Genomic DNA, 24,059 nt, shown 5'->3' on the forward strand with positions numbered 1-24,059 from the left:
AATTAGTTTTTTGCTTCTTCAACCAATTCATCCATTGATGTACTGTAACCGTTGATTTCCTGCACTTTCATTTGCAGGTTATTGAGTTCTCCGGGCAGTAACATCTTGCCGAGTAGATCCTCTGCACACATGACGCCATAGGAGTCTTGCAACTCTTTGCTGTTTAAATCCGGATACTTGATGCAGGCGACACAAAGCTTTGTCAAATACAGATCGTAATCCGTATCCTTTGTAAATTGACCGCGTTTGCCCGGTACGGGAACGTGTTTGGTGCTGGATTTGCGGATACTCTTATCCACGTCTGCTGTAATTGACTGCAATTGCCATGACACTGGCTCATTATCTATCTTGAAACGCGTTGAAGCGATAAACGCTTCAACGTGTGTCGTCGTTTCAACATTTTGAGCAAGAAATGCACTTAAGCTCATATGAAAGACTCCTCTCTGTTCCTTAAATCATGCCGGAAAGCATACCAAAGCTTTCTGGGAATTCAAAATCTTCGAATGTAAAACTGATATCTTCTGACAGGTAATCCCCATCCGCATCAAATTTGGCGAGAATGCCGCCGTCAAGGTTGACACCGACAAGTGTACAGGATTGTCTTCCCGCTGCACTGGATGGATCGTCGTTGACCACTTGAATATCAAAGTAGAGGTCTTTACCGGTCTCTTTGTATTTTTTCAAAAGGTCTCTGAAAATTGGCGTATTGTAATAGAAGCTGGCAGAACCGGTTCCCGACATCGTCGTGCCTTTGTTGCCCTTCATCACCCTGCCTAAAATCGGCAGCTGCACCTTATTCTTGTCAACACTGGCCTCTAAATTAATGGCTTGCATAAAGTTGTAGCGGCTCCCGTCAATGATGACGTAGCACTGAGCAAGTGATGCGCTGACGGCATCTGGTGAAATCATTGTCGTATTTTCCATATTATTGCCTCCCACTGTTTACATTAGTTCACAATTGTCGTCATGTAGATTTTTGCCATCGCAACCACCGGATCAATTGGATTCGTCACGACAACGCTGTCTTTAGCCTCTCCGGCTTCGACGACGAGATCATCGGATACAAAATTTTCAATGGCTTGAAGTCGTTGAAGCTCTTTGTTCATTGCAACGAGTTCTGACCAGAATGCGTTGCGACCCGATGCCGAGTTTTGGATTTTACCCAGATAGCGCTGTGCAAAGATCAATGCTGTATCATTTGCCACTTGATCGAGAATGCGAATCACTTGATTGGATGCAAAGTCACTCGATTTTTCACTGGTAAATGAAACAAACGTATTGATATCCGACAGGACTTTTACCATGTCATCAACTCTGTGGAGCATGTATTTGCCCGCTGTAATACCTGCTGCCAACTGACTTTGCGTGTAAGCCACATCCGGTGCATACTCGCCGTCATAGGTTTTATTGGTGGTTGATTTGTTAATCGCCGCCGCAGCCTGTGCACCGCCAACCCAGTAAACCATGGCATGTGCCGCCGCATCTGCGTCAGTCACTGTGTTTTCAACACTGATAACCCCTTCATGATCGGCATAACGTCTGTAGACGACGACTTGGAATTTAATACCGTTTTCATCGCGAAGTCGTTTCGCATATGCAATAAACAAATCTTCTGTAGTCGTATCTGCTGTCGGACAAATGAGAACATTGAAACCATAGGATTCAAATGCATCTAACGCCGCCTGATATTCTGTACCCGTTACACTGGCAAGGTTCGTGCCGCCAGTGAGTTCAACGCCTGTCGTCGCCGTCAAATCGCCTGTTCCCGAAAAATTGATAAAATCATTGGATACCAGACCGTCAATAGTTGAAACCGTTTGGGTTTCAATATGTTTCGTTTCAAGATAGGTGGAAACATCCATTTTGAGTTCGTCATCTGCATTTGCTGCAACAACAATTTTCAAATCATTGCCCCGCGTACCGGCATACTTTGCCGTTGCAGTTAAGAGCCCAGCTGTCGCTGTTGCTTTATCCCCTGCATTGAGTCGATACACATAAACCTTTGACGCATTTCTAAAGATTTCTCTGAGATCCTTTAACCCCTCTGCATCATAGGCATAACCCAACATTTTAAGAGAATCCTTTTGAAATGACGTGCTGTCGAGTGTGATAATGCCGTCTTCACCCCAGTCCAAGTTCATTGGTACAGCTGCAATACCGCGATCTGATAATGCCGCCGACGCATTTGCAGCACTGACGAAATTAATGTACGCCCCTGGCAATACTTTGTTTTGTGTTACAAAAGTGCCACCGCCTAATGCCATAAAACTTCACCTCCGCTTGTATTTGGCTGATCTGCTCAGCCGTGAAAGAAATTGTGTTTGTTGCCGACAGTTCGCTATGCTTCGCATGCAATTAATAGAAATAGCGAATGGCTTACACCCCTATGACGCCTGGTCAGTACCTGCGCAATCTTTATGAGGTCTGCCACTTTATCACTGCTATCTTCGTTAATCTCGCATTGTCATCATCATTTTTCATATCGCTGTCAACAGCACTCTATTTGATAAGCATTTATATTGGATGCTTTATCAAGCTGATTTATTTAGGCCGTCGTCACTGTGACACTGCCCATGTAATCCTCTGGCATCGCTGCCGGTTCCTTGACCATAAATTTATAGGTCGCTTTAAAATGCAGCACATCCGAATCAATGCTGTAGGTCATCGTTGGACTTTCGATAACAGTGCCTGCAACCTCAACCCGCTTAAGGTTTTCAAACAATGTCAACGCCACTTGGTACATTGCCGTCCGCGTGGACACATCACCGGGAAAATAAGCGACGTCGATAACCGTTTCAAACAAATAGCGTCCCGCGAGATGTTTCGTAAAAATAGGTGCGATTGGTTCAATAAAGAACGCCGGATCACTGCCCTGTACCAATTGTTCTGTACTGATCGGAATGGATGGGTATGCTTCACTGAGCTTCTCCGTAATGCCTGTTAAAACTTCATTGATCATATTATCACCTCCTTCCGAGCGAACGCTTTATCGCGACTGGATTTGCGTGCGCTTGCTTCAGCTTTAATTTTTTCAGCTGCACTTTCAATTGTTCAATTTCATCTCGAACCATAAAAATTGAAACCGCCAGTTCTTCTATATCAATGGGCTGATAACAACCATTCCCGTTTGGGTTCGCATAATCAATGCCCATGATGGCTGTTGGACGATAAGCATTGGCCAGTCTTTCAAGTTTTCGCTCTGCCAGAGCGAGCTTCATTTTGACATGTACAATGTCATCAGAAAGCTGTTTGCTTTCATCAGTAATCTTCAACATACACCACCTCACTTTCTTTTATTAGATCCATGCCGATAAGTTCAGATGACATGACAACCGCCGAGTTCCTTTGTAGGAACTTTAAAGATAAAAAAATTTACCCTGCCTAATCACTTGCAAACAGCATCTTTTCAAACCGCTCTAAAACCGCACATGTTGCTGCCAGCGGTATTAATCGCCCTGCCGATTATCATGAAAACACTGTCTTTTCAATCATTCCCAATAGCATCACCAAAATGCATCACGGACAATCAATCCGGCAAGCAGTCTTTTTTAATCAATCAGTATCGCAATGCCATTCGATATGCCGAAAATTTGATATCGCTTAAGTTCCTTTATCGGAACCGCACCCTTATCATAACCCCTTCTTGTTCCTTTGTCAATAACAAATTTCAATTTCTTTAAAAAAATATTCCTTTTTCGGCAACTTTCAGTTATAATGTTTATGTGAGGAGGTCTTAAACCATGAATACGGCGAAACTATTAAGGCAATTGAGAAAAGAAAAAGAAATCACAATGGACGAGATGGTCATTGATTTAAAACGTTACGGCGTATCGCCGTCAAAATCAATGATTTCAAGATGGGAATCCGGCAAAGCCGAACCCTCTATGGAATATGCGCGCATTTTAGCACAATATTACGGCGTTTCACTGGATTACCTGCTTGGACTCAGTGCTGAGCGATCGTCTGTTTCTGCAACAACGTCACCACCGACAACAATTGCTGCCCATGCCGTTGACGACCTCACACCAGAAGAACAGCAAGAAGTGATGAATTTTATCCAATACGTCAAATCAAAACGGAGACCGAATGATTAATAAATTGACAGATTATGCACACAGCAAGGGCATTGACATCGTAGATGCAGATATGCCGACAGACAAAGTAAAAGGCCTATACGCCGATGACCTGATTATCATCAGCAAGGATTTAACCGAAAGTGAATATACTGAAATTCTTGCCGAAGAAGTCGGTCACTATGAAACCAGTCACGGCAATCTGCTCGATCCCAATGATGTCAATGCCGAAAAACAAGAATTGAGAGCAAGACAGTGGGCTTATGAAAGACTCGTACCACTTGAAAAGATTATTGCTGCCTACGAAGCACATGTTTCCGGTCAAGAAGAACTCGCTGCATTTCTAAATGTCTCAGAACCATTTTTAGAGGCAGCCATTGCACGTTATCACGAGAAGCACGGCACATATGTACGCTTACAGTCATACATAATTTATTTTGAGCCTTTGGGTGTTATGAAAATACTCTGATCCGCAACACTCTTTTCAATTCAAAAATGCACGGCATATGATGATTATTTGAAATATAGGTCATCACATACCGTGCATTTATCATTTTATCTGTTCGTTATCTTTTTCTGTTCGTTATCTTTTAAAGAAAGTGCTTCCTATTTAACAGATACATTCGCATTGCCGTCAATGTAAAATCGCCACAGATAATCGCGCGCCTCTTCGGCATAATCAATACCAATGCGCTTTGCCGAGGCAATTGAGAACGGATCACTAATGTCAGAATCAACAATATACAAGGTATCACCACACAAATCCATGCCATTTTGACGCCTGTCGATTCCAAGTGCACGACATAGCTTTCCCGGACCGTTCACCATGTTTTTCTTCTGCTGACTTGTTAAATTTTCATATTTTTTCCCATAGCGGTTTTGCGCCATTTGCTCAATGCCTTCAATGGGCTCAATGCCTCTAATAAGTACTGCCTGTGGATTATCACGTGCTTCTGTCACCACATTGAGGCAAAAATGGATCCCATAAATCATATAAACATAGGCGTGTCCTGGCTCGCCATACATGACTTCAACCCTTTTCGTTCTCCTACCACCATAAGAATGTGCCGCTTTATCTGTTATGCCCATATAGGCCTCTGTTTCGACTATTTTTGCCTTATAAAGACCCTGTGCATCCTTAAATACAATCATTTTTCCCAATAGTTCCTTTGCAACAGTGACAGCATCTCTATTGTAAAATACTTTGTCAATCTTTCTCATAACGCTCTCTTTCAATCTTTTATACTCTCTTCCTTCGTTTTATGCCCTTTTCCTATGGTCAAAATATTAATTTGGCCTGCCTTTTCACCGCTCAAGCTTTTAAAACGCTTTTCGATCACAGTGCTGCCCCGGCTATTGTCGTTCACTTGAAAATCCGACTGGATAGGCGTATAATACTTGGCGTAACATCGCGTTCGACTTTGCATGTACGATCATGCATTTTTTGAAGTTAAATCGTCCCTCTCGACATCTAGTACAATAACATATAGGCAGGTGATTTTTTTGACACAACTCATTATTGACAGCACTTGCGATGTGAATCCAATCTATATTGCAGAACACCATATTGAAATGCTGCCACTCTCCATAACACTGGGGGAAGACTCCTACGACGATAAAATCGATATCACACCCGAAGCTGTTTACGACGCCATGCGCAACGGCATCTATCCTAAAACGGCTCAGCCAACCCCTTATAAAATGCTTTCCATCTTTGAAACGTGCTGCAAGAAACAGCAGGACTTTATCTATCTGTCATTTTCCAGCGCACTTTCCGGTACATGCCAAACCGCCTCTTTGGTCATTGAAGCACTAAAAGAAAAATATCCGAATGTTAAGATGACATGTATTGACAGCAAATCGGGCTCTGCCGCTACCGCGCTAATCCTCGAATCACTCGTAAAGCTAAATCCCAAAACATCATTTGAAGTACTTATTCAAGAAGCTCAAAGCAGCATCTCAAAAATACAGCATATCTTTACCATTAATGATATCTCATGGCTCGTCAAGGGCGGCCGCATTAATCGTTTTGAAGGCACCATCGGGCAAATTCTAAAGATCAAACCCATTTTAAACGTTCGCGAGGGATTTATCGAAATGGTCGGTAAAGAACGCGGTCGAAAACGCGCCTATGCGAAGTTATTAAGTATGATGACTGAACGTATCGAAAACACGGCTTCGCCTCGCATTGGCATTACACATGCCGATAGCCTTAACGATGCATTGCTCATTGAATCGATGATCAAAGAACGTTTCCGCACCGCAGAATTAACAATCAGTTCAATTGGCAGCACATTAGCCAGCCATCTGGGAATCGGCGGAATCGGTCTCTTTTTCTTTAGCGATTAATCAACCGCAACGACTGTTGCGATAAAATGATTATGCAGTGGTGCTACCGTGAGGCAATAAGTTCCCATTGGTGTTAATCAGTATTTATTGATGTTTATTGGTGTTTATTGGTGTTTATTGGTGTTTATTGGTGAGCTTTAATCACATCGATCATCCGCTCACCATAAGTTTCAAATTTCTTTTCACCGATGCCCTTAATGGTCAAAAAATCATCTTTTGTTAACGGCTGCTCATCTGCAAGTGCTTCCAGTACAGCATTGGAACAAATAATGTAAAGCGGCACACCCTTTTCCTCTGCCAGTGTTTTGCGAAGTGCGATCAATGCTTCATAGAGTACTGGCGAATCGCCTTCATAACCGCTCTTTTTGCGTGTCTTCTTACTGCCGGTTTTCTCAATTTTTGCACGTTCAAATTGTTTCGACGGCTTCATTAATACACGTTGCTTTCCTTTTAGAACGCGCTGTGACATCGCGTTGAGTTTTAAAATAGGATACGTATCTGCCGTCATGGTAAGATATCCCTCAGCGATGCAAAACATTGCCAATTCCTTTATTTCAGCAACCGATCGATCCTGCATAATACCATAGGTAGACACTTCATCTAAATGCCAGTCCATAATGCGCTGCGACTTGGATCCTCTTAAAACGTCAATGACAACATTGAGTCCAAACCGCTGCCCCACTCGGTAAACACAAGAGAGTATTTTTTGAGCTTCCACAGTGTAGTCAACAGCAGCTGTCAAGTCCGTGCAGTTCCCGCAATATCCACAAGTCTCTTCCGTAACCGTTTCACCAAAGTAGCGCATCATTTCTGCATTGAGGCAAGCACTCGTATGGCAGTAACGAACAAGGGCTTGAAGATTTTCCAGCATGATCTGGTGCCTTTCGGTATCTGATGTACTTTGGTGAATGAGCAGTTTTTGCTTAACGATATCCGAAGCATCGTAAAGCAGCAGGCACGTGCTTTCAAGTCCATCGCGGCCGGCACGTCCTGCCTCCTGATAGTATGCTTCCATATTCTTTGGCATATTGTAATGAATGACAAAACGCACATCGGGTTTATCAATGCCCATGCCAAAAGCATTGGTTGCCACGACAATAGATACTTTGTCCTGCATAAAATCATCCTGTGTCTGATTGCGTGCTTCGGCGGACATCCCCGCATGATATGCCAAGGCATTAAAACCATCTTTTCGCAGTTTATCTGTTAGTGATTCGACTGTTTTTCGCGTCGCGGCATAAACGATTCCAGTATGTGTTTCAGGCGATTTCGCTAACCAGTTTTTTAAATAATTGTATTTGTGAACAGGCTTTACAACATCATAGAAAAGATTTTCCCGTTTAATGCCATTAATATGGACATAGGGGTCTTGTAGTTTTAAAAGCAAAAGAATATCTTCTCGCACTGCTTTAGTCGCAGTCGCCGTAAGCGCCACGACAACAGGGCGCTTTGGCAGTGTTTCTATCCATCCAGAAATCGCCCGATAACTGGGCCTAAAATCATGTCCCCACTGACTGATGCAATGCGCTTCATCCACAGCAATCATGTCAATGGTCAGCTTCTGACAGAGTCTATTAAAATAAGGGGTCGACAGGGCTTCCGGTGCCGCATAGAGCAGTTTATACCGACCGTTTTCCAGTTCATAGATACGCTCATTCAGCGCTGATTGGCTTAATGTACTATTGAGGAATGTCGCAGCGATACCATTTTGAATCAGATTTTCCACCTGATCTTTCATCAGGGCTATAAGTGGTGATATAACGATGGTCATGCCTTCCTTCTGAAGCGCCGGGATCTGGTAGCAAAGCGATTTGCCACCGCCGGTCGGCATAATAATCAATGCGTCACGACCACCGATCACCTGCTCAATAATACTTGCCTGTCCCTCTCTAAATGTCTCATATCCAAAGTATCGTTTTAACAGTGTTTCCATGTCAGCTCCTTTTAATATGATGTCACATGCGTCTATCACTTTATAAATGTGTCATGTATGTGTTGATAAATGTCATCGAACCCTTGCGCGTTCATCGTGTTGTCTTCACCAATGTACCGTTTTGAAAAGTCAAACTATCTGCTGCAAGCTATCTGTAATGCTATGTAAAAAAACTGTGCCCAATCAACGTATATGAACGTATATGATTGAGCCCAGTTTCATTCTATCGACCGATCTGTTATGTTTCAAGTCCAAAACACAACTTTTAACCAAAATTCAAAAATCAGTGAACTTTCCGTTATAACACTTTTGAAAGAAAATCTTTCAGCCTTGGATCTACAGGCTGATCAAAAAGTGCTTTAGGCGTATTCTCTTCTAAAATGGCACCATCCGCCATAAAGACGGCGCGCGTTGCCACCTCTTTGGCAAATCCCATTTCATGCGTCACGATGACCATGGTCATCCCCTCTTTAGCAAGGTCTTTAATCAGCGAAAGGACTTCGCCGACCATTTCAGGATCCAGCGCCGACGTCGGCTCATCAAAGAGCATGACCTCAGGGTTCATCGCCAGTGAGCGCACAATGGCAATGCGCTGTTTTTGTCCACCCGAAAGCATCGAAGGGTATTCATTGGCTTTATCAGAAAGACCAATGCGCTCTAGCAGGGCATACGCCGTTTTATTTGCTTCAGCCTGCGTTTTGATTTTGAGTTTTGTCGGCACCAGTGTGATATTCTGCAAAACCGTCATATGCGGAAAGAGGTTGAAGTGCTGAAATACCATGCCCATACGGCGACGATGTAAATCAATGTTGACTTTTTTGTCTGCCAAATTGACACCTTCAAAGAAAATATCGCCTTTCGTCGGCGCCTCAAGCATATTTAAACTGCGTAACAGCGTCGATTTACCCGAACCGGAAGGCCCGATAATCACAACGACCTCACCACGGTAAATATCGATATTACAGTTATTGAGGGCAACCACTTCACCTTTATTGTACGTCTTTGATAATTGTTTTACCGAAATGAGTTTATCGCTTGTCGCCACGTCTCATTCTCCTCTCTATCGCATCAATTGCCTTGCTTGCAGGATAATTGATGGTGAAATACACGAGTGCCGCAAGGACATAAGGGCCAATGGTAATATAGGTCGTTGCGGAAACGGTCTTTGCCGCCCACATCAGCTCCATCATGCCCAAAGTGGATAGAATGGATGATTCTTTGACCATAGTGATTACCTCATTGGCAAGCGCCGGCAGAATATTTTTAATCGCCTGAGGCAATACGACATATCGCATAGAAGCTGATGCCGGAAGCCCGAGACTCCTTGCCGCTTCATTCTGTCCAGAGTCCACTGCGAGAATGCCCGCTCTAAAAATTTCTGCAACATAGGCAGCACTGTTGAGTGCCAATGCAACAACCCCCGGAATAAACATGGCGAGATTGATAAAACCAAATAAATGATACGACGGTATTTTCACCAAATTAAAAAGGCCATAATAAACAAGTGCCAATTGAACGAGCAGCGGCGTCGATCTAAAAATGGCAATGTATATGCCGGAAATACTTCTAATAACCCGTGATTTGCTTAGTCGCATCAATGCCAGCAGCAGTGCCGGAATGACGGCGATTAAAACAGATACAATGGAAATTAAGAGTGTGTATTCAACACCTTTAATGAAAAAAGACGTATATTTAGGTAAAAAAGATAAGTTAAAAAAACTCGTCGGAGACATAATAATCCTTTCCAAGCATTCGATCATTGTTGTAAACGCATGAACGTCATTCGGCGTTCATGCGTCATACACAATACTTCATTCATTTTATTATTCAATCGCTTGATCACTTAAATCATTTGCTTCTTGAATCCACGTATCCATTGAACCGTCAGTTGTAACAGCTGCTACAGTTGTATTAATTGATTCGAGCAGCCCAAGTGGATCATTTTTTTGTACTGCGACGCAGTAAGGATATGCTTCGCCGAGGCTAACCTCTGCAATTGCAAGATTATCATCATTTTCAGCATATTGCTGTGCGACGGCGCCGTCAAGAACGATGGCATCACATTTGTCGTAAACGACGTTATTGACAAGATCTGTCACCGTTGACATGGTGACAAGGTTTGCACCCATCATATCATTTGAAACGATATCCGCTTTAGTCGTTCCCATTTGTGCACCAACGGTTTTGCCGTCAAAGCTTTCAAGCGATGTATAATCGCCTACATTTTCAGCTTTTGTCACAACCATCGGCGGAAGATCCGTATAGTACGGATCGGAAAAATCAGCGACTTCTGCACGCTCTTCACTCGCTTCAATGGCTGCAATCACCATATCGATCTCCCCTTTTTGCAGCGATGCCATCAGATTGTCAAAACTCATGTTGACAATTTCGAGTTCAAGTCCCATATCATCTGCAATTTTCTTTGCAAAGCTAACATCAATCCCTGCGTATTCCTGATCGCCGTTATCATCTAAAACGATGAATTCAAAAGGCGGGTAATCCGCAGATGTGCCAAGGACTAGTTTCGTCTTTTCTGGTGCCGCTTCTTCTTTAGCACCGCATGCTGTCATGCTAAACAACATGACAAATGTCAATAACAATATTACAAACTTCTTCATAACCCATTTCTCCTTAATTCTAACTTATTTGAGGCAATTACATCATTCAAGTTTTAATCCTTTCACGACAATACGCAACAGTATTATTGTACTAAAATTCAACCTACTTGACATGAAGGATCAACGAAAAGTAATGATACAATTGCCTTATTTATGGTGTTAAACCGATAGCCGGATGCAAATCTTCCAACTATTAATACATGGTTTTCATAACTTTAAACAAATTTCATCAAAAAATAATAGCATGTCATGAAATGACGTTTTCTTTATTGATCATATATTGATAGCTTTATTGATGGCTAGTTGATTGATTTATTGATAAATGATCCGCCAAAGTACACTGTAGCAGTGAACTGTCTACATTGCCGCCGCTTAAGATCAAGGCAATTTGTTTTCCCGGTAATTTATCACCATATTGCATTACAGCTGCAATCGGCACGGCGCCTGAAGCTTCCACAACAATTTTTTCATTGAGAACAGCATGGCAAAGTGCTTCACGAATGATCGATTCCTTCACTTCAAAAGCACCATCTAACCAGTGACGCATCTCAAAAGCTAACGCGCCAATACCGCCGACCATCGCTTCGCAAATAGAAGGTGCACTGTCATAAGTCACAAGGCATTTGCCCTGTTCGATTGATTCAAGCCAAGCAGGGCACGCTTCTGAATAAAGACCATAAACTTTTACATTTGGATTAACGGATTTCGCAGCAACCGCTGACGCGATGGCGAAAGCACCGCCGCCAATAGGAACATAAATGGCATCTATCAGCGGATTCTGTTCCATAATTTCAAGTGCCGCCGTCCCCTGTCCCGCATAAATATCAGCGTCAAAATCACCGCCGTCAATATAGACCATGCCGTATTTATCAATATAGGCCATTCCCATCATATGCGCTTCGTCATAATTGTTACCCAGCAAAACAACTTCGCCGCCATAGAATCTTATTTTTTCAAGCTTGCTTTCAGGCGTCGTTTCCGGCACAATGATTCGAACTTTCGAAATGCCGAGCTTAGCAGCTGCATAAGCAACGGCAATGCCGTGGTTGCCCGATGAAATTGTGGCAACACCTTTTTCAATTTCCGCCTTTGTCAAAAGATTGAGCTTATTTGCCGCACCTCTTATTTTAAATGATTTTCCAACTTGCTGACATTCAAGTTTTAGAAAAATCGCTCGGTCCTCTCGGCTCAAATAATGTGATTTCTCCAGTGGCGTTTTATAAATATATGCGTTAATACGTTGATAAGCAGCTTCTATATCTGAAAGTTTTATTGCCTTCAATCCTTGTTCAGTCAATCGTTTTGCCCCTTTTCATCTCTTTGTACAGTGTCTCATCGCCACCGTCTCAAAAAAAAGCCGCTAATCACTGTCGAAGAAATTAGCCGCCATTCATTTATCATCATTATTATAGTGCATCTTGCGGTAAAATAAAATACATAAAAATGTATTTGTATAAAATATTAACTTATTTTAATTAACTGCGCACAATTTATCAAAAATGCGATATGATAGAAATGACATTTTAAAAGGAGCCTATTCTATGTTTACTAATGGACTAATCGTACTGAATCAAATGGTTATTATGGCGCTGCTCGTTGCCGCCGGTTACGCACTGTACCGTTATCGTATATTTAATAACGATACGACACAGAGCATGTCAAACCTGCTGTCCAAATTCGTCATTCCCTGTGCAATTGTCGCCTCATTTCAGCGCGCATTTGACATTAACATGGCCAAAACACTTGGGATTACTTTTCTCTCTGCAATCCTCATGTTCTTAGTCGCCGTTACCATTTCACGATTTCTATATGGTCCCGGAAAATTCGACAATTACGCAGATCGCCAGATGTGTGCCATTTTTTCAAACAATGGGTTTATGGCACTGCCGCTGCTCAATGCGATGTTTGGCGATTACGGCGTGTTTTTAGCAACGGGACATATCGTCTGCATGGCAGTCGTCGTCTGGACATATGGCGTTTTTCTCCTCGAGGGGGATAAGTATCAGTTCAGCCTAAAAAAAATTCTGCTCAATCCGGGAATCGTCGGAATGTATATCGGTGTTGCACTGTTCTGTTCACCGGTTAAACTGCCAGACACTGTTTACACGACTGTTAGCTACATTGCACAGCTCAACACGCCAATTGCAATGTTCGTCCTCGGCTGTTTCCTCGCGCAGCTCAACTTAATTGACAGCTTAAAAAACTGGGCGGCATGGCGCGTTTCACTGGTGCGCCTGCTCCTTATACCGGCGGTTTCAATGCTCGTTCTTTACTTTATTCCGCTTGAAATGACGGCAAAAATCACACTGCTCGTTGGCGTCGCTGCACCAACTGCCATCATTAGTGCGATGTTCGCCCAAATTTATAAAACCGATTATCTTTTCTCTACACAAGTCATTGCACTGTCAACCATTTCTTCGATCATTACATTACCGGGATTGATCACTTTTTTTGAAATATCCAGTCAATGGATCGGTTAAAGGCGACCTTGTCAAAAAATGTTAGTGCTCAGAAACGTTTTGCACATCCTCATGCACATCCTCATGCGCTTCTTTGAAGCGAAATGTCGGTTTGAAATGGATAAAAGCCACTTGAAGCTGACGCTGATAATAGCTTATGCCCTCTTTTACAATAATGGCGCTTTCAAATATTTTCTTTGCGTCCTGATAGGGTAAATGATGCTCATTACATATTTCTTTTAATGCTTTCAAAGACGCTTCCGGCGATTCAAGTGCCATAGATTTCGTGACTGTCTTAATCGTTAACTGTGGATCAATTCCCAAACTGTAAAGCAAATTAATCAGGTATATGTATTCCTGACACCGCTCAATTCCTTTGACAGAGAACTGATTCAAAACTTGATCAAACATATGACGCTGCATCGTCCATATAAGGACGACATTTTCTCGAACGCTATTGTTCATCTTCTTTAACGCCGATTCCATGTCGATAATCCGATAGTTGGCATTGACAGCATAGATACTATCAAACGGTGCGCCATCATTGATCTCAAAGGTTTCGAATTTGCTCCGGCAGCAGTTAATATTTGGGATGCGCTCACTTTCGATTTTCATCATGAGCTTATGGAGCATATGCTGAGAGAAGTCAATTGCCGTGATGGCTTGACTTCTGCGTGACAATGGAATGGTGAATTTACCTGTGCCACACCCAAATTCAAGTAACTTCTTTCCTTCTCCAACAATACTGATTAAATAATCAAGCAGCTCTGGAGCATCATCATATAGAGATGGGATCCCATCGTACTTTTCGCTGTATGTTTCCCAAAATGCCGTTTCCTTTTCATCTGAAAATGCTCTATCAGCATGTATACCAGGTTTTAACGCTAACGTCTCACGCCATATCTGATTAAAATCCACATCATGTTTTTTCATTAATGTCATAAACGCACTTCTATTTTCCATCTTTTTTCGTCTCCATTAACATAATCACCGTCTTAAATTTTAAAAACACATTAGATGAGTCAATTGCATCATTCAAATAATAATCTCTTCACAACATTCTAGTGAAGGATCAACGAAAAGCGATTATGCAATTTCCTCAAATATCAAAAAAAGCGAATTCTTCGACAAGTTTTTTAACATAAGCCGTCTTTGGACGCGTCAGCAGTTGTTCTGTTGTCCCTTGCTCAACGACGCTTCCACAATATATTACGGCAAGCGTTTGACACGTTTTCGAGATTACTTCCAAGTCATGAGAAATCAAAATCATCGTCATACCCGTCCTTTTTTGTGCCGTTGTTAAAACGTCAAAGAGCTTCGCTTGTACGGAAACATCCAGCATTGAAGTGCCCTCATCCATTACCATTATTTTTGGTTTCAGCAACAGTGCTCTCGCAATTGCCATCCGCTGTGCTTCCCCACCACTGACTTCATGCGGATATCGATGCAACAATGTCTCTGATAAGTCAACTTGGCTGAGCATTTCTCGAATCGCAGCATTAAATTTATCACGGTCAATACGCTGACTAACTTTTAGCGCCTCCATCAAGGAATGTTCAAACATCATCTTGGGGTCAAATGATTGTGCAGGATGCTGAAAGATCATTTGAATAGATTGGCTTCGTTCTTTTCTGGAATAGCTGCTAACGGCTTTACCATCAAGCAGTACACTGCCGCTTGTCGGCGGTATTAACCCCATCATCACACGTGCCAGCGTCGATTTGCCGCAGCCGCTGTTGCCTGCGATCCCCATAATTGTGCCCTGAGGAATGTCAAATGACACATTATCCAGCGCTATTTGCGTCTGTCCAAGCCCCTGTTTAAATATCTTTGTGACATGCTTCAACTCAATCATACAAAATACACCTCACCATTGTGTCGGGATCTATCTCACGCAGTTCGACGAATTGGACTTTACACTTAGCACTGGCAAACTGACATCTGCTATAAAATTTGCACCTGCTCTCATGGGATGGGTTCAGATGATCCGGTATTGGCGTCATACCTGCTTTCGGCGTTGCCATAAGCAAACCTTTTGTATAAGGATGCAACGGCGTTGTCAATACTTTCTTTGCCTCACCAATTTCAACAATTTCACCTTGATACATCACGACAATTTGCTCACATAGTTTTTTGGCAAAAAAAAGATCATGTGTGATGACAATCATGCTTTGGGTATAATGTTGGCGAATCTCCCAGAAGACATCATAGATACTCCGTCGCAATATAGCGTCTAATCCCTTTGTCGGTTCATCTGCAATTAGCCAGCTCGGGTGACAGATCAAGCCCATAATGGCAATTAGTCGCTGATTCATGCCGCCACTCATCTGAAAAGTGTACTGCTGCATCACTTTTTTGGGCATTTCAAACCCAAAACACCTTAGATGCGCTTCAACTGTTTTTCGAGCTTCCGTGCGTGAAACATCAAAATGCTTAATCAACGGTTCCATGAGCTGACGTCCTATCGTTCGAACAGGATTTAAAGCTTCATTGGGATTTTGGACGATTAAACCGATCTCTTGTCCACGTATTTTACGCATCGACTCTGCGTCCAGCGCGTATAAATCTTTATGTCCAAAAAAGCATGTGCCTGAAATACACGCTTGTTTGGGCAAGAGCTGCAAAATCGACATTCCCAATACGGACTTTCCACTGCCTGTTTCACCAATAACGCCTGTGATCTTTCCCGCCTTAAATGTGACGTTAACCTGATCAACTGCCGATACCCGCTTTGATTTTAAAGCAAATTCAATGGTGACATCTGCCATTTGAATATCATAATGCATCATTTGCTCCTTTATTGACATCCAGTTTGTCTCTCATATAATCACCAATCGCATGAACGCTCCAAACAAAAGTAATAATGGCTGCACCCGGTGCTGCCATCAACAGTGGGTGTTCCCGAAAATAGGGTCTGGCATCACTAATCATAATCGCCCAATCTGGCGCGGGCGGCTGAAGTCCCAATCCCAAGTAGCTTAATGAAGCAACACTCAAAACCACTGAACCAACTTTTGTTGCAAATAAAATGATTAAACTATCTGATAAGTTGGGTAAAACATGGCGAATAAAGATCCACCCGTCACTTGCACCAACACTTTTCATGCCTTCTATAAAATTAGCATGCTTCAGCTGCATCACCTCACCGCGGACAATACGTGAAAAACCAACCCACGAATTCACTGTTACGGCAATCAGCAAACTATTCATCCCGGGTCCGAGGACTCCTGCAAATGCAACCATAATACTGACGCCGGGAATCCCTAAAAAGACATTGGAAATACCCGTAATCAAAAGATCTGCTTTACCGCCATAGTAACCTGCCACAAACCCGACTGCTGTACCGATCCCCATTGAAATCAGCGTCGCAGCAAATGCCAGTAAAATAGACTGTCTACCACCATACAACACTCTGCTAAATGTGTCGCGTCCCAAGGAATCAGTCCCCAAAATATGGGCTGCTGTAGGGGCTGACAATCGATTTTGCATGTCAATCATCTCGGGATCAAATGGTGCTAACAATGGTGCTAAAATAGTGATCAGCACGATTGCACCAAGTATCATAAAAGGCATTGCTTCCATTCGCTTCATTTTCATAGCGAATCTCCCTGTTTCATCCTAGGATTGATTAAAAAATACAACATGTCAATCAGCAAATTACTCAGTACATAAATGGTGCCAGTCAGCAGAACAAACGCCTGTATGATAAAATAATCTCTATTGTAGATAGCGTCAATAACATAACTGCCCATTCCAGGTAATGCAAAGATGGATTCGATGACTGCAGAACCACCTAAAATACCTGCAAAGTACAACCCAAAGAAGGTAATAATCGGAATCATCGCATTCTTAAAAATATGCCAAGTACCAATAAACGATTTTGACATGCCCTTTGCCGAGGCAACTAAAACGTACTGCTTTGATATTTCACCAATAAAATTGGACCGAGAGAGCCGTGCAGAAGTACCAATGGTTCCCATTGAAAGAACGAGTGACGGCATGATAAAACTTTTGACGCCTTCCATACCGGACGTTGGCAGCAGATGAAAGCATTCAGAAAAAATGGCGATTAAAATAATCGCCATACAAAATCCTGGTATGGATACCATTAGTGTACATAATTGCCTTAGAAATCGATCAAGGATCGTATCCCTTGTGGCAGCCATAACTGCTCCAATACCAAGGCCAGCAACCACTGTTATCACAAAAGCGCTGAATGCCAGCTTTAATGTAACCGGCATCCTTCGCAGCATCTCTGCTTTAATCTCTTCGTTGTCATAGATTGACTTGCCAAAATCACCTCTTATAACGCGATTAATCCAATTGACATATTGAATATGATAAGGCAAATCCAGACCAAGTTCAGCTCTTTTGGCATTGACCATGGCTTCGCTGGGCTCCGTTATTCCATCACGGGTTAAGGATAGGTATACGGGATCCCCAGGCGAAACCAAGCCTAAGAAGAATGCAAAAATGGTAATACCAATCCACACGGGCAATAGACTAATTACCCGTTTTAAGAAATAGTGTATCATTGCCCTGCCCAATGTACCTTGTCGAGGGTTACACCATAGTTGACCGCTTCGTAACCTTCAATCTTTTTATTAAACGCAACCAGTGTCACATCATTGAAATACGGAATAACCGGCAGCTCTTCCACCGCGATTGTTTGCAGACGGTTATACATCGCTTCTCTCTTTGCCATATCGAGTTCTCCAGAGACATCTTCAATTAACTTATCTACCTCTGTATTACTGTAACCAAAGCTCCATGATTTATTTAAGCTATTATCAGTCTTCATCATGCTCGAAAATAGGCTGACGGGTTCAGCACTGGAAAGGCCTTTAATTTTGAGCGAAAGATCATATTCCCCCTCTTTTACCGCCGCACTCCATGCCGCATTATCCAATATTGTTATTTCTGCGTCAACGCCGATTTCCTTTAGTTGTGCTTGAAGCAGTTCCGCTTCTTCTTTATTGGGATAGCGATTTAATTCACCGCTTCTCAATACCAATGCAACTGAGACTCGTTCATCTCCAAGTACTTCCTTGGCAAGCGATTTTGCCTTTTCAACATCATGCGGAATATCGAATGCTTCATAAAAAGGTGTCATTTGATTGAGAACATTTACCGTAGGGTACCCAAGTCCTGCATAAAAACTATCTAAAATCAGCTCTCTGTCAATTAGCAAGCTAACTGCTTGGCGCATTCTCACATCGTTAAATGGAAATTTATTCCCATTGACAATGATATAATGCGTAATGGTACTTGGCGTATAGGAAATATCAAAATCGCCGGTTTCTACGAGCGACATCGCCATGACCGGCTGAATAGCACCCAAGTCAAGCACCCCCATCACCTCACCTGATTTAAGTGCTGAATAACGCGTATCAGGATCAGGGATCACTTTTATACGAATTTGCGCAATTTGCGCTTTATCGCCATAATAATCGTCGTTACGTGCAATAACTGTATAAGAATCAAGTACGTTTTCAATGAGTTTAAATGGTCCTGTTCCCATTGGCAACCCGTTAAAATTGCCTTCTGCATCAAAGTTTTTCGGACTGTACATTGCACTGCCAAAATTCGTCATTGCATAATCTAGTGTTGGCAAAGGTGACGCAAATACCAATTGGATTTCATAGTCACTTAACTTTTCTACTTTTTCCAGCCCCGGATAGGTCGTATCAATGTTCATCGTATAGAAATTCGAAGATTTTTCACCGAGTTTCATCCGATCAAAATTCGCAATCACAGCATCTGCATTAAACGGTTCACCATCATGAAACGAAACGCCCTCTTTCAATTGAAAAGTCCAAATCGTGTAATCTTCATTGGCGCTGTATGATGCCGCGAGTTTTGGGATCGGAGCACCACTTTCGTCACTGGCGATCAACGGTTCCCAAACCATGAGTATTGAACTGCAATAGTAGGCATCGTTTTCACCAGGTGCAATGTTTCTTGTTCCCGCCAGAACAATTTCCGCATCAGCAACGTCAGAAACCTGTTCATCATCCTCTTCTTCATCAGCTGTCCGATCAGATTCGTTGTTTTCATTTAATGCAGCCTGAGCAGCCGCTTCATCAGGCTTATCAGTTGTTGCATTGACATCGTTATTGCTGCAGCCAGCTACCCCCAGAACCATTACGATGGCCAAAATAATCCATAAATAGCTTTGCTTTTTTTTCATTTTTGTTAATCCTTGCATTGTGTTCGCCCTCCTTCAATCAATACGATTTGATTTTCCCGTGTCCTTAGCGCCGAGCGTCTCACTGATCGATTAAGATCAATCTTTTTGCCAAATAAAAAAACTTTGGTTCCAAAAAAACCAAAGCTCACCTGCAAAAACACCGTGCTGAAATCATTCATCGAAAGCACATTGCCTCTAGCATTTAATTCTTCACTGGAAAATCAAATACACACCTGTATAAGCAGGTTTCCTGACTTATGTGTCTTCGCTTCTCTCACCTTCCCGGTTTCCCAGTGGCATTTGAAAGTCGCTCTACAATTACAGTGGCCTGACCGTTCGGGATTTTAACCCGATTCCCTTTTACCTTAATGTTTAAGCACTTATACATGAAATTATTCAATTGTTATATGATTATCAATAACTTGATCACATTATACATTAGTTCACTTACTTTGTGAAGCAACAACCTTTATTTGAGATCAACTTCACGAAAAGATACCACTCAATTATAAAAAATTACTGGTTGCCTAGTCAAAAAACGACAGCTGTTCAACCGTATAAGGTGCCTTGTAAGCATGAACGATATCCGCCATGCGATAGAGAATCCCCCGTTCTTCACAGTCGTGTTTAAACTGACGCCACAATCCTTTTGCATTGGGCGATCTGCATTCATAGGCATTGCCAAATGTATCGAGGTACTGCTGTTTCACTTCCGGAAACTGTTCCCCAAGTTTATTGAGAAACCACACGCGCTGATTTTGCCTCAATGTCACACCAAAAGCAGGATAAATGAATTTTGCGCCATTCTGGTGTGCGAGATCGACAATTGCCCGAATATTTTCCGTATTATCTTCCAAAAACGGCAAGACGGGCATCATTAAAATCCCAGTGAAGATTCCCGCATCCGAAAGCTTTTTTATGGCATCAAAACGTACAGATGACCTTGCGACATTGGGTTCCAGTTTAGCACATAACGCATCGTCGGCCGTGGTGATCGTCACCTTTGCCAATACAGGCGAATGATGTGCAATCTGCTGATACAAGTCGATATCGCGGGTGATCAAATGACTCTTCGTCGCAACGGCAATGCCGAAACCATATCGGTTAATGCGTGTTAGGGCGCCGCGTGTCAGTTCAAACAATTTTTCCTGCGGATTATAGGGATCACTCATGGCACCGGTTCCAATAACGCCCTTCTTGCGCTTTGACTGTAATTCTCGCTCAATCATCATCAGGGCATTCGCCTTGGCACTGACCACATCAAAATTTTCCACATGATAACAGTCGCTCCTGCTGTCGCAGTAAATACAGCCATGGCTGCACCCTCTGTAAATATTCATATTATAATTTGTTCCAAACCAGCTGTTGCCCTCAACATAGCCGGACAGAATTGACTTCGCTTTAATCCATTCCATTCGCTACTCCATACCCTTATCAGCGATAACTGTTTATAAATTTGCCGTATAATTGATTAGTGCTATTAACGGTATTCCCTGGTAACGAATTGCCGTATTGACGTTTTATGTCTAAACGATTTAATTCCTAACGGTGCGCATAACGCACTTTAACCACCCTGTACGTGAATAAGGCGGTTTGCAAGTGCTTTTGCCACGGCTTCAGATCTTGAAGTAACGGACATTTTCGCATATAAATTGGTTAAATGTGCTTTGACGGTTCGCTCCGAGATACCGAGGTCAATTGATATGGATTTATTGGTTTCACCTTTCGCAACGCATCCCAGTATAAAAAGTTCTCTCTCTGTCAGACCAAAGTCTTCGACGTTCTCCGTCATTTCAGGCGGCGCCTCTGATGCCAGCAGCTTCTTGCTCACATCCGATGTCAGCAGCATTTCATCTTTTAGCGCCGCCTCCAATGTCCTTAGTAAAGTATCACGTGAAGCATCTTTCAGCATATAGCTTTTGGCGCCCAACGCAATGCCTTTTTTTATTTTTTCCTGATCGTCCAGCGTCGTCAGAATGACCACCGGAACACGATGATCACTGGACTGATAAGCATCAAGAAAGGAGAGCCCATCCATGACGGGCATTTTCAAATCTAATAAAATAAGATCAATTGACTGTTTGGCAAGACAATTCAATGCCTCTTGACCATTTTCTGCTTCACAGACAACCTCATAATTATCCAGTGTCTCCAGAAGCATCTTTAATCCCATCCTAACGATTTCATGATCGTCTACCAGCATCACACGCACCATCACAAAAGCTCCCCTTTCTTTATTGGAATGGAGATATCGACCGTTGTTCCCATTCGTTTTCGAGAAAAAACATCCATTTCTCCGCCGATGGCCTTCACGCGTTCCGACATCCCCTGTAAACCAAAATGACCAATCTCGCGCCAGCTAAAACGCGTATTAAAACCAACGCCATCATCTGTAACGCGAAGCTGCATGACTTCATCGTTGGCGTGAAGGACAATGGTAACGTGCTTTGCCTTTGCATGGCGATCAATATTGGTAAGAATCTCTCGGCATATAAAATTCATTTGCCGAATGGTCTCCAGATCCAAGTAAATGGGCTCTTTCATCTCTGTACTGATATCACCGTTAAAAAATTCATTAAATCTTTGAACTTCAGTGGTTAATGCTATTCGAACATCTTGCTGTGCACTGCCTTCAACTCTCAATTCGTTGAGAACTTGACGCGATTCTTCCAGTACACGCCGGGCGTGTTTGGTTGATTGCTCTAAAATACTTTGCGCCTTTTCCGTCTTTTCCATATCCAAGTAGACTTTCATGGTTTCCATTTGAAGTACCAATGCCGAAAGCCCCTGAGATAAGGTATCATGCAAGTCACGCGCGACGCGCTCGCGTTCACGCTCCAATGTCATTGCCTCAATGCGGCTATTGGCGATTTCAAGTTCTCTTGCCAGTGCCTGTGACCTAATGCGAAGCTCTACTTGGTTTTGATACATGACGTTGAAAGTTCCTACGGCAAAGGTAACAAAACCGAGAATCGGCAAATAGGCTTTAAGTGCCTCCAGACCATCAATATAAATAATAAGCCCTGAGAAAATACCATAGTAGGGAATTGCCGTCAGAAACACATAACTCATCTTGCCATAAGTAAAGAGGCTTTCATACACGAGCAATGGTAAAAGCGCAATGTAAACGGTTTCAAAACCAGAACCCATAATGACAGCACAGTCAAAGACTATTGTCCCCTGTATAACAAAATACAGCCATTTCCGTCTTTTAAACAACCGATCTTTATGCACGTAAATGGCTGCAAACATGATGAGCACGATGGTAAAGCCACTATAAGTTTCTTTCGTTACCACCTCTGGCCCCTGAAGCCAGAGGGTGACGACATGTACAAATACAATCATGGCAAGTGTGGGTCGCTTACTGCTGTCTAGCCAATCATTCATCAATGATTTCGGTAATGCTGTTTTCATTTCAGCCCCTCTTCAAAACGAATTTCTTTGCTAACACTATTATAAATGAATTCTTTGCACACTGAAAGGATTACCTTAATGCTAACTGAAAGGATTACCTTAATGTTGCAGTACCTTTCCAATTAAATAGCCTGCAAATTTCGGACTTAACTTATAAAGACCGTTCATGAGTTTACTATCCTTGCCAATATAAGCAATGGTTAGGTTTTTCTCCATTGTTTCAATAATAAGGCTGGCGGCCTTTTCAGGCGTTAGAATGATCTTGCTGTTCTCTTTGGTTTTTTCATCTTTGCTTGTATCTGACACAATATTGGAGTTCTTTTTGATATCTGTCGCGATGCCGCCCGGTATGACAACAGATACAGAGACATTTGTATCTTTTAATTCTGCGGCCATGCCTTCTGTCATGAGTTTGACAGCCGCTTTCGAGGCGCCGTAGATGCTTTGACCGGGAACCGGGAAAAAACCGCCCATGCTCGATACATTCAAAACATGTGCCTCCGGTCTTTTCAATAATTCCGGCAGAAATGCCCTTACCATATAGAGTGTGCCATAAAAATTGACATTCATAATGCGGTCGATGATTTCATCAGATACATCTGAAACATTAATAAACGGCTGAATAATCCCTGCATTGTTTATAATCCCGTCTACGACGCCGTGTGCGCGAATAACTTTTGCTACTAAGTTTTGTACTTGTTCTTTATCCGTAATATCCACTTGATGTAGTGTGAGATTGCGGTCATTGCCTGCTAAATCTCTCGTTTCTTCTAACCCTTTCATATTGACATCAACAGCGGCAACATGTGCGCCTTTTTCCAATAATTGCAGTGTAATTTGTCTTCCCATACCATTTCCGCCGCCCGTTACGACGATTACTTTACCATTTACTTTCATTTTTCTTTCCTCCTTGTAAGATAAATATAGGGTAACGGTTCAATTACCGCCCCGAATGTTCTTTGATAATTTCAAATCTATAGTTCAGATGGATCACAGACACCTTCCCTTGATTTTACTAAACAT

25 protein-coding genes and 1 riboswitch are annotated in these 24,059 nt (G+C 42.5%); of the genes, 4 read left to right on the top strand and 21 right to left on the bottom strand.

All coding sequences use genetic code 11. The features are described from left to right. Nucleotides 1-2 precede the first annotated feature (2 nt). The 5 genes from KHM83_RS14280 to KHM83_RS14300 all read right to left on the bottom strand — a co-directional run bounded on the left by KHM83_RS14280 (nt 3) and on the right by KHM83_RS14300 (nt 3,275). Nucleotides 3-428: a phage tail assembly chaperone gene (locus KHM83_RS14280; RefSeq protein WP_213237707.1), complete on the bottom strand. Its 426-nt coding sequence runs from the start codon at nt 426-428 to the stop codon at nt 3-5. A gap of 22 nt (nt 429-450) precedes the next feature. Continuing rightward, nucleotides 451-924 carry a phage tail tube protein gene (locus KHM83_RS14285; protein ID WP_213237708.1) on the bottom strand — a complete coding sequence of 158 codons (474 nt, stop codon included), beginning with the start codon at nt 922-924 and terminating at the stop codon, nt 451-453. Between the two features lie 23 nt (nt 925-947). After that, nucleotides 948-2,264: a phage tail sheath C-terminal domain-containing protein gene (locus tag KHM83_RS14290; protein WP_213237709.1), complete on the bottom strand. Its 1,317-nt coding sequence runs from the start codon at nt 2,262-2,264 to the stop codon at nt 948-950. A gap of 281 nt (nt 2,265-2,545) precedes the next feature. Further along, on the bottom strand, nt 2,546-2,959 hold the full coding sequence (locus KHM83_RS14295; protein WP_213237710.1) for a phage tail terminator family protein: 414 nt from the start codon (nt 2,957-2,959) through the stop codon (nt 2,546-2,548). 4 nt (nt 2,960-2,963) lie between these two features. Beyond that, the gene (locus KHM83_RS14300; RefSeq protein ID WP_213237711.1) at nt 2,964-3,275 is read right to left on the bottom strand and encodes a hypothetical protein; all 312 of its coding nucleotides are present in this window, start codon (nt 3,273-3,275) and stop codon (nt 2,964-2,966) included. Between the two features lie 465 nt (nt 3,276-3,740). On the opposite strand from KHM83_RS14300, the gene KHM83_RS14305 reads away from it, so the two are divergent. Together KHM83_RS14305 and KHM83_RS14310 are read left to right on the top strand one after the other, a co-directional pair. Further along, entirely contained in the window at nt 3,741-4,094 is a 354-nt protein-coding gene (locus KHM83_RS14305) for a helix-turn-helix domain-containing protein (RefSeq protein ID WP_213237712.1), read from the top strand. Beyond that, nucleotides 4,087-4,542, top strand: coding sequence for an ImmA/IrrE family metallo-endopeptidase (locus KHM83_RS14310; protein ID WP_213237713.1), 456 nt, complete (start codon nt 4,087-4,089; stop codon nt 4,540-4,542). Before KHM83_RS14305 ends, KHM83_RS14310 begins: the two co-directional genes overlap by 8 nt. 137 nt (nt 4,543-4,679) lie before the next feature. Here the strand turns inward: KHM83_RS14310 and KHM83_RS14315 are convergent, their stop codons facing one another. Next, nucleotides 4,680-5,294 (bottom strand): DNA-3-methyladenine glycosylase, encoded by a 615-nt coding sequence (locus KHM83_RS14315; protein ID WP_213237714.1) that lies wholly within the window; start codon nt 5,292-5,294, stop codon nt 4,680-4,682. Between the two features lie 282 nt (nt 5,295-5,576). On the opposite strand from KHM83_RS14315, the gene KHM83_RS14320 reads away from it, so the two are divergent. Beyond that, nucleotides 5,577-6,422, top strand: coding sequence for a DegV family protein (locus tag KHM83_RS14320; RefSeq protein WP_213237715.1), 846 nt, complete (start codon nt 5,577-5,579; stop codon nt 6,420-6,422). Between the two features lie 124 nt (nt 6,423-6,546). Here the strand turns inward: KHM83_RS14320 and recQ are convergent, their stop codons facing one another. The 5 genes from recQ to KHM83_RS14345 all read right to left on the bottom strand — a co-directional run bounded on the left by recQ (nt 6,547) and on the right by KHM83_RS14345 (nt 12,270). Further along, a complete protein-coding gene (recQ, locus tag KHM83_RS14325; RefSeq protein ID WP_213237716.1) occupies nt 6,547-8,355 on the bottom strand; it encodes a DNA helicase RecQ in 1,809 nt (602 codons plus the stop codon). A gap of 298 nt (nt 8,356-8,653) precedes the next feature. Then, a complete protein-coding gene (locus tag KHM83_RS14330; RefSeq protein WP_213237717.1) occupies nt 8,654-9,400 on the bottom strand; it encodes an amino acid ABC transporter ATP-binding protein in 747 nt (248 codons plus the stop codon). Beyond that, nucleotides 9,384-10,088, bottom strand: a complete 705-nt coding sequence (locus tag KHM83_RS14335; RefSeq protein WP_213237718.1) for an amino acid ABC transporter permease — start codon at nt 10,086-10,088, stop codon at nt 9,384-9,386. The genes KHM83_RS14330 and KHM83_RS14335 overlap by 17 nt, the downstream gene beginning before the upstream one ends. A 90-nt stretch (nt 10,089-10,178) precedes the next feature. Next, nucleotides 10,179-10,973, bottom strand: coding sequence for a transporter substrate-binding domain-containing protein (locus KHM83_RS14340; RefSeq protein WP_213237719.1), 795 nt, complete (start codon nt 10,971-10,973; stop codon nt 10,179-10,181). Between the two features lie 289 nt (nt 10,974-11,262). Next, on the bottom strand, nt 11,263-12,270 hold the full coding sequence (locus KHM83_RS14345) for a threonine ammonia-lyase (protein ID WP_213237720.1): 1,008 nt from the start codon (nt 12,268-12,270) through the stop codon (nt 11,263-11,265). Between the two features lie 244 nt (nt 12,271-12,514). Between KHM83_RS14345 and KHM83_RS14350 the strand changes: the two genes are divergently transcribed. Next, nucleotides 12,515-13,453 carry an AEC family transporter gene (locus KHM83_RS14350; protein WP_213237721.1) on the top strand — a complete coding sequence of 313 codons (939 nt, stop codon included), beginning with the start codon at nt 12,515-12,517 and terminating at the stop codon, nt 13,451-13,453. 21 nt (nt 13,454-13,474) lie between these two features. Here the strand turns inward: KHM83_RS14350 and KHM83_RS14355 are convergent, their stop codons facing one another. The 10 genes from KHM83_RS14355 to KHM83_RS14400 form a co-directional block, all read right to left on the bottom strand. Beyond that, nucleotides 13,475-14,395: a class I SAM-dependent methyltransferase gene (locus KHM83_RS14355; protein ID WP_213237722.1), complete on the bottom strand. Its 921-nt coding sequence runs from the start codon at nt 14,393-14,395 to the stop codon at nt 13,475-13,477. A gap of 136 nt (nt 14,396-14,531) precedes the next feature. Beyond that, on the bottom strand, nt 14,532-15,287 hold the full coding sequence (locus KHM83_RS14360) for an ABC transporter ATP-binding protein (protein ID WP_213237723.1): 756 nt from the start codon (nt 15,285-15,287) through the stop codon (nt 14,532-14,534). Further along, nucleotides 15,280-16,218 carry an ABC transporter ATP-binding protein gene (locus KHM83_RS14365; RefSeq protein ID WP_213237724.1) on the bottom strand — a complete coding sequence of 313 codons (939 nt, stop codon included), beginning with the start codon at nt 16,216-16,218 and terminating at the stop codon, nt 15,280-15,282. The genes KHM83_RS14360 and KHM83_RS14365 overlap by 8 nt, the downstream gene beginning before the upstream one ends. Then, complete coding sequence (locus tag KHM83_RS14370; RefSeq protein ID WP_246543121.1) at nt 16,208-17,029, bottom strand: ABC transporter permease; 822 nt, start codon at nt 17,027-17,029, stop codon at nt 16,208-16,210. The genes KHM83_RS14365 and KHM83_RS14370 overlap by 11 nt, the downstream gene beginning before the upstream one ends. Continuing rightward, on the bottom strand, nt 17,026-17,967 hold the full coding sequence (locus tag KHM83_RS14375; RefSeq protein WP_213237725.1) for an ABC transporter permease: 942 nt from the start codon (nt 17,965-17,967) through the stop codon (nt 17,026-17,028). Before KHM83_RS14375 ends, KHM83_RS14370 begins: the two co-directional genes overlap by 4 nt. Continuing rightward, nucleotides 17,964-19,640, bottom strand: a complete 1,677-nt coding sequence (locus KHM83_RS14380; protein WP_213237726.1) for an ABC transporter substrate-binding protein — start codon at nt 19,638-19,640, stop codon at nt 17,964-17,966. The genes KHM83_RS14375 and KHM83_RS14380 overlap by 4 nt, the downstream gene beginning before the upstream one ends. Nucleotides 19,641-19,845: 205 nt before the next feature. Continuing rightward, nucleotides 19,846-20,021: riboswitch (cobalamin riboswitch) on the bottom strand. Nucleotides 20,022-20,149: 128 nt separating this feature from the next. After that, nucleotides 20,150-21,037 carry an SPL family radical SAM protein gene (locus tag KHM83_RS14385; protein WP_213237727.1) on the bottom strand — a complete coding sequence of 296 codons (888 nt, stop codon included), beginning with the start codon at nt 21,035-21,037 and terminating at the stop codon, nt 20,150-20,152. 149 nt (nt 21,038-21,186) lie between these two features. Next, nucleotides 21,187-21,837 carry a response regulator gene (locus tag KHM83_RS14390; RefSeq protein WP_213237728.1) on the bottom strand — a complete coding sequence of 217 codons (651 nt, stop codon included), beginning with the start codon at nt 21,835-21,837 and terminating at the stop codon, nt 21,187-21,189. Further along, nucleotides 21,837-23,036, bottom strand: coding sequence for a sensor histidine kinase (locus KHM83_RS14395; protein ID WP_213237729.1), 1,200 nt, complete (start codon nt 23,034-23,036; stop codon nt 21,837-21,839). Before KHM83_RS14395 ends, KHM83_RS14390 begins: the two co-directional genes overlap by 1 nt. A 99-nt stretch (nt 23,037-23,135) precedes the next feature. Beyond that, on the bottom strand, nt 23,136-23,933 hold the full coding sequence (locus KHM83_RS14400; protein WP_213237730.1) for an SDR family NAD(P)-dependent oxidoreductase: 798 nt from the start codon (nt 23,931-23,933) through the stop codon (nt 23,136-23,138). Between the last annotated feature and the right edge of the window lie 126 nt (nt 23,934-24,059).

Source organism: Fusibacter paucivorans (assembly GCF_018390735.1).
GTDB classification, from domain to species: domain Bacteria; phylum Bacillota; class Clostridia; order Peptostreptococcales; family Acidaminobacteraceae; genus Fusibacter; species Fusibacter paucivorans.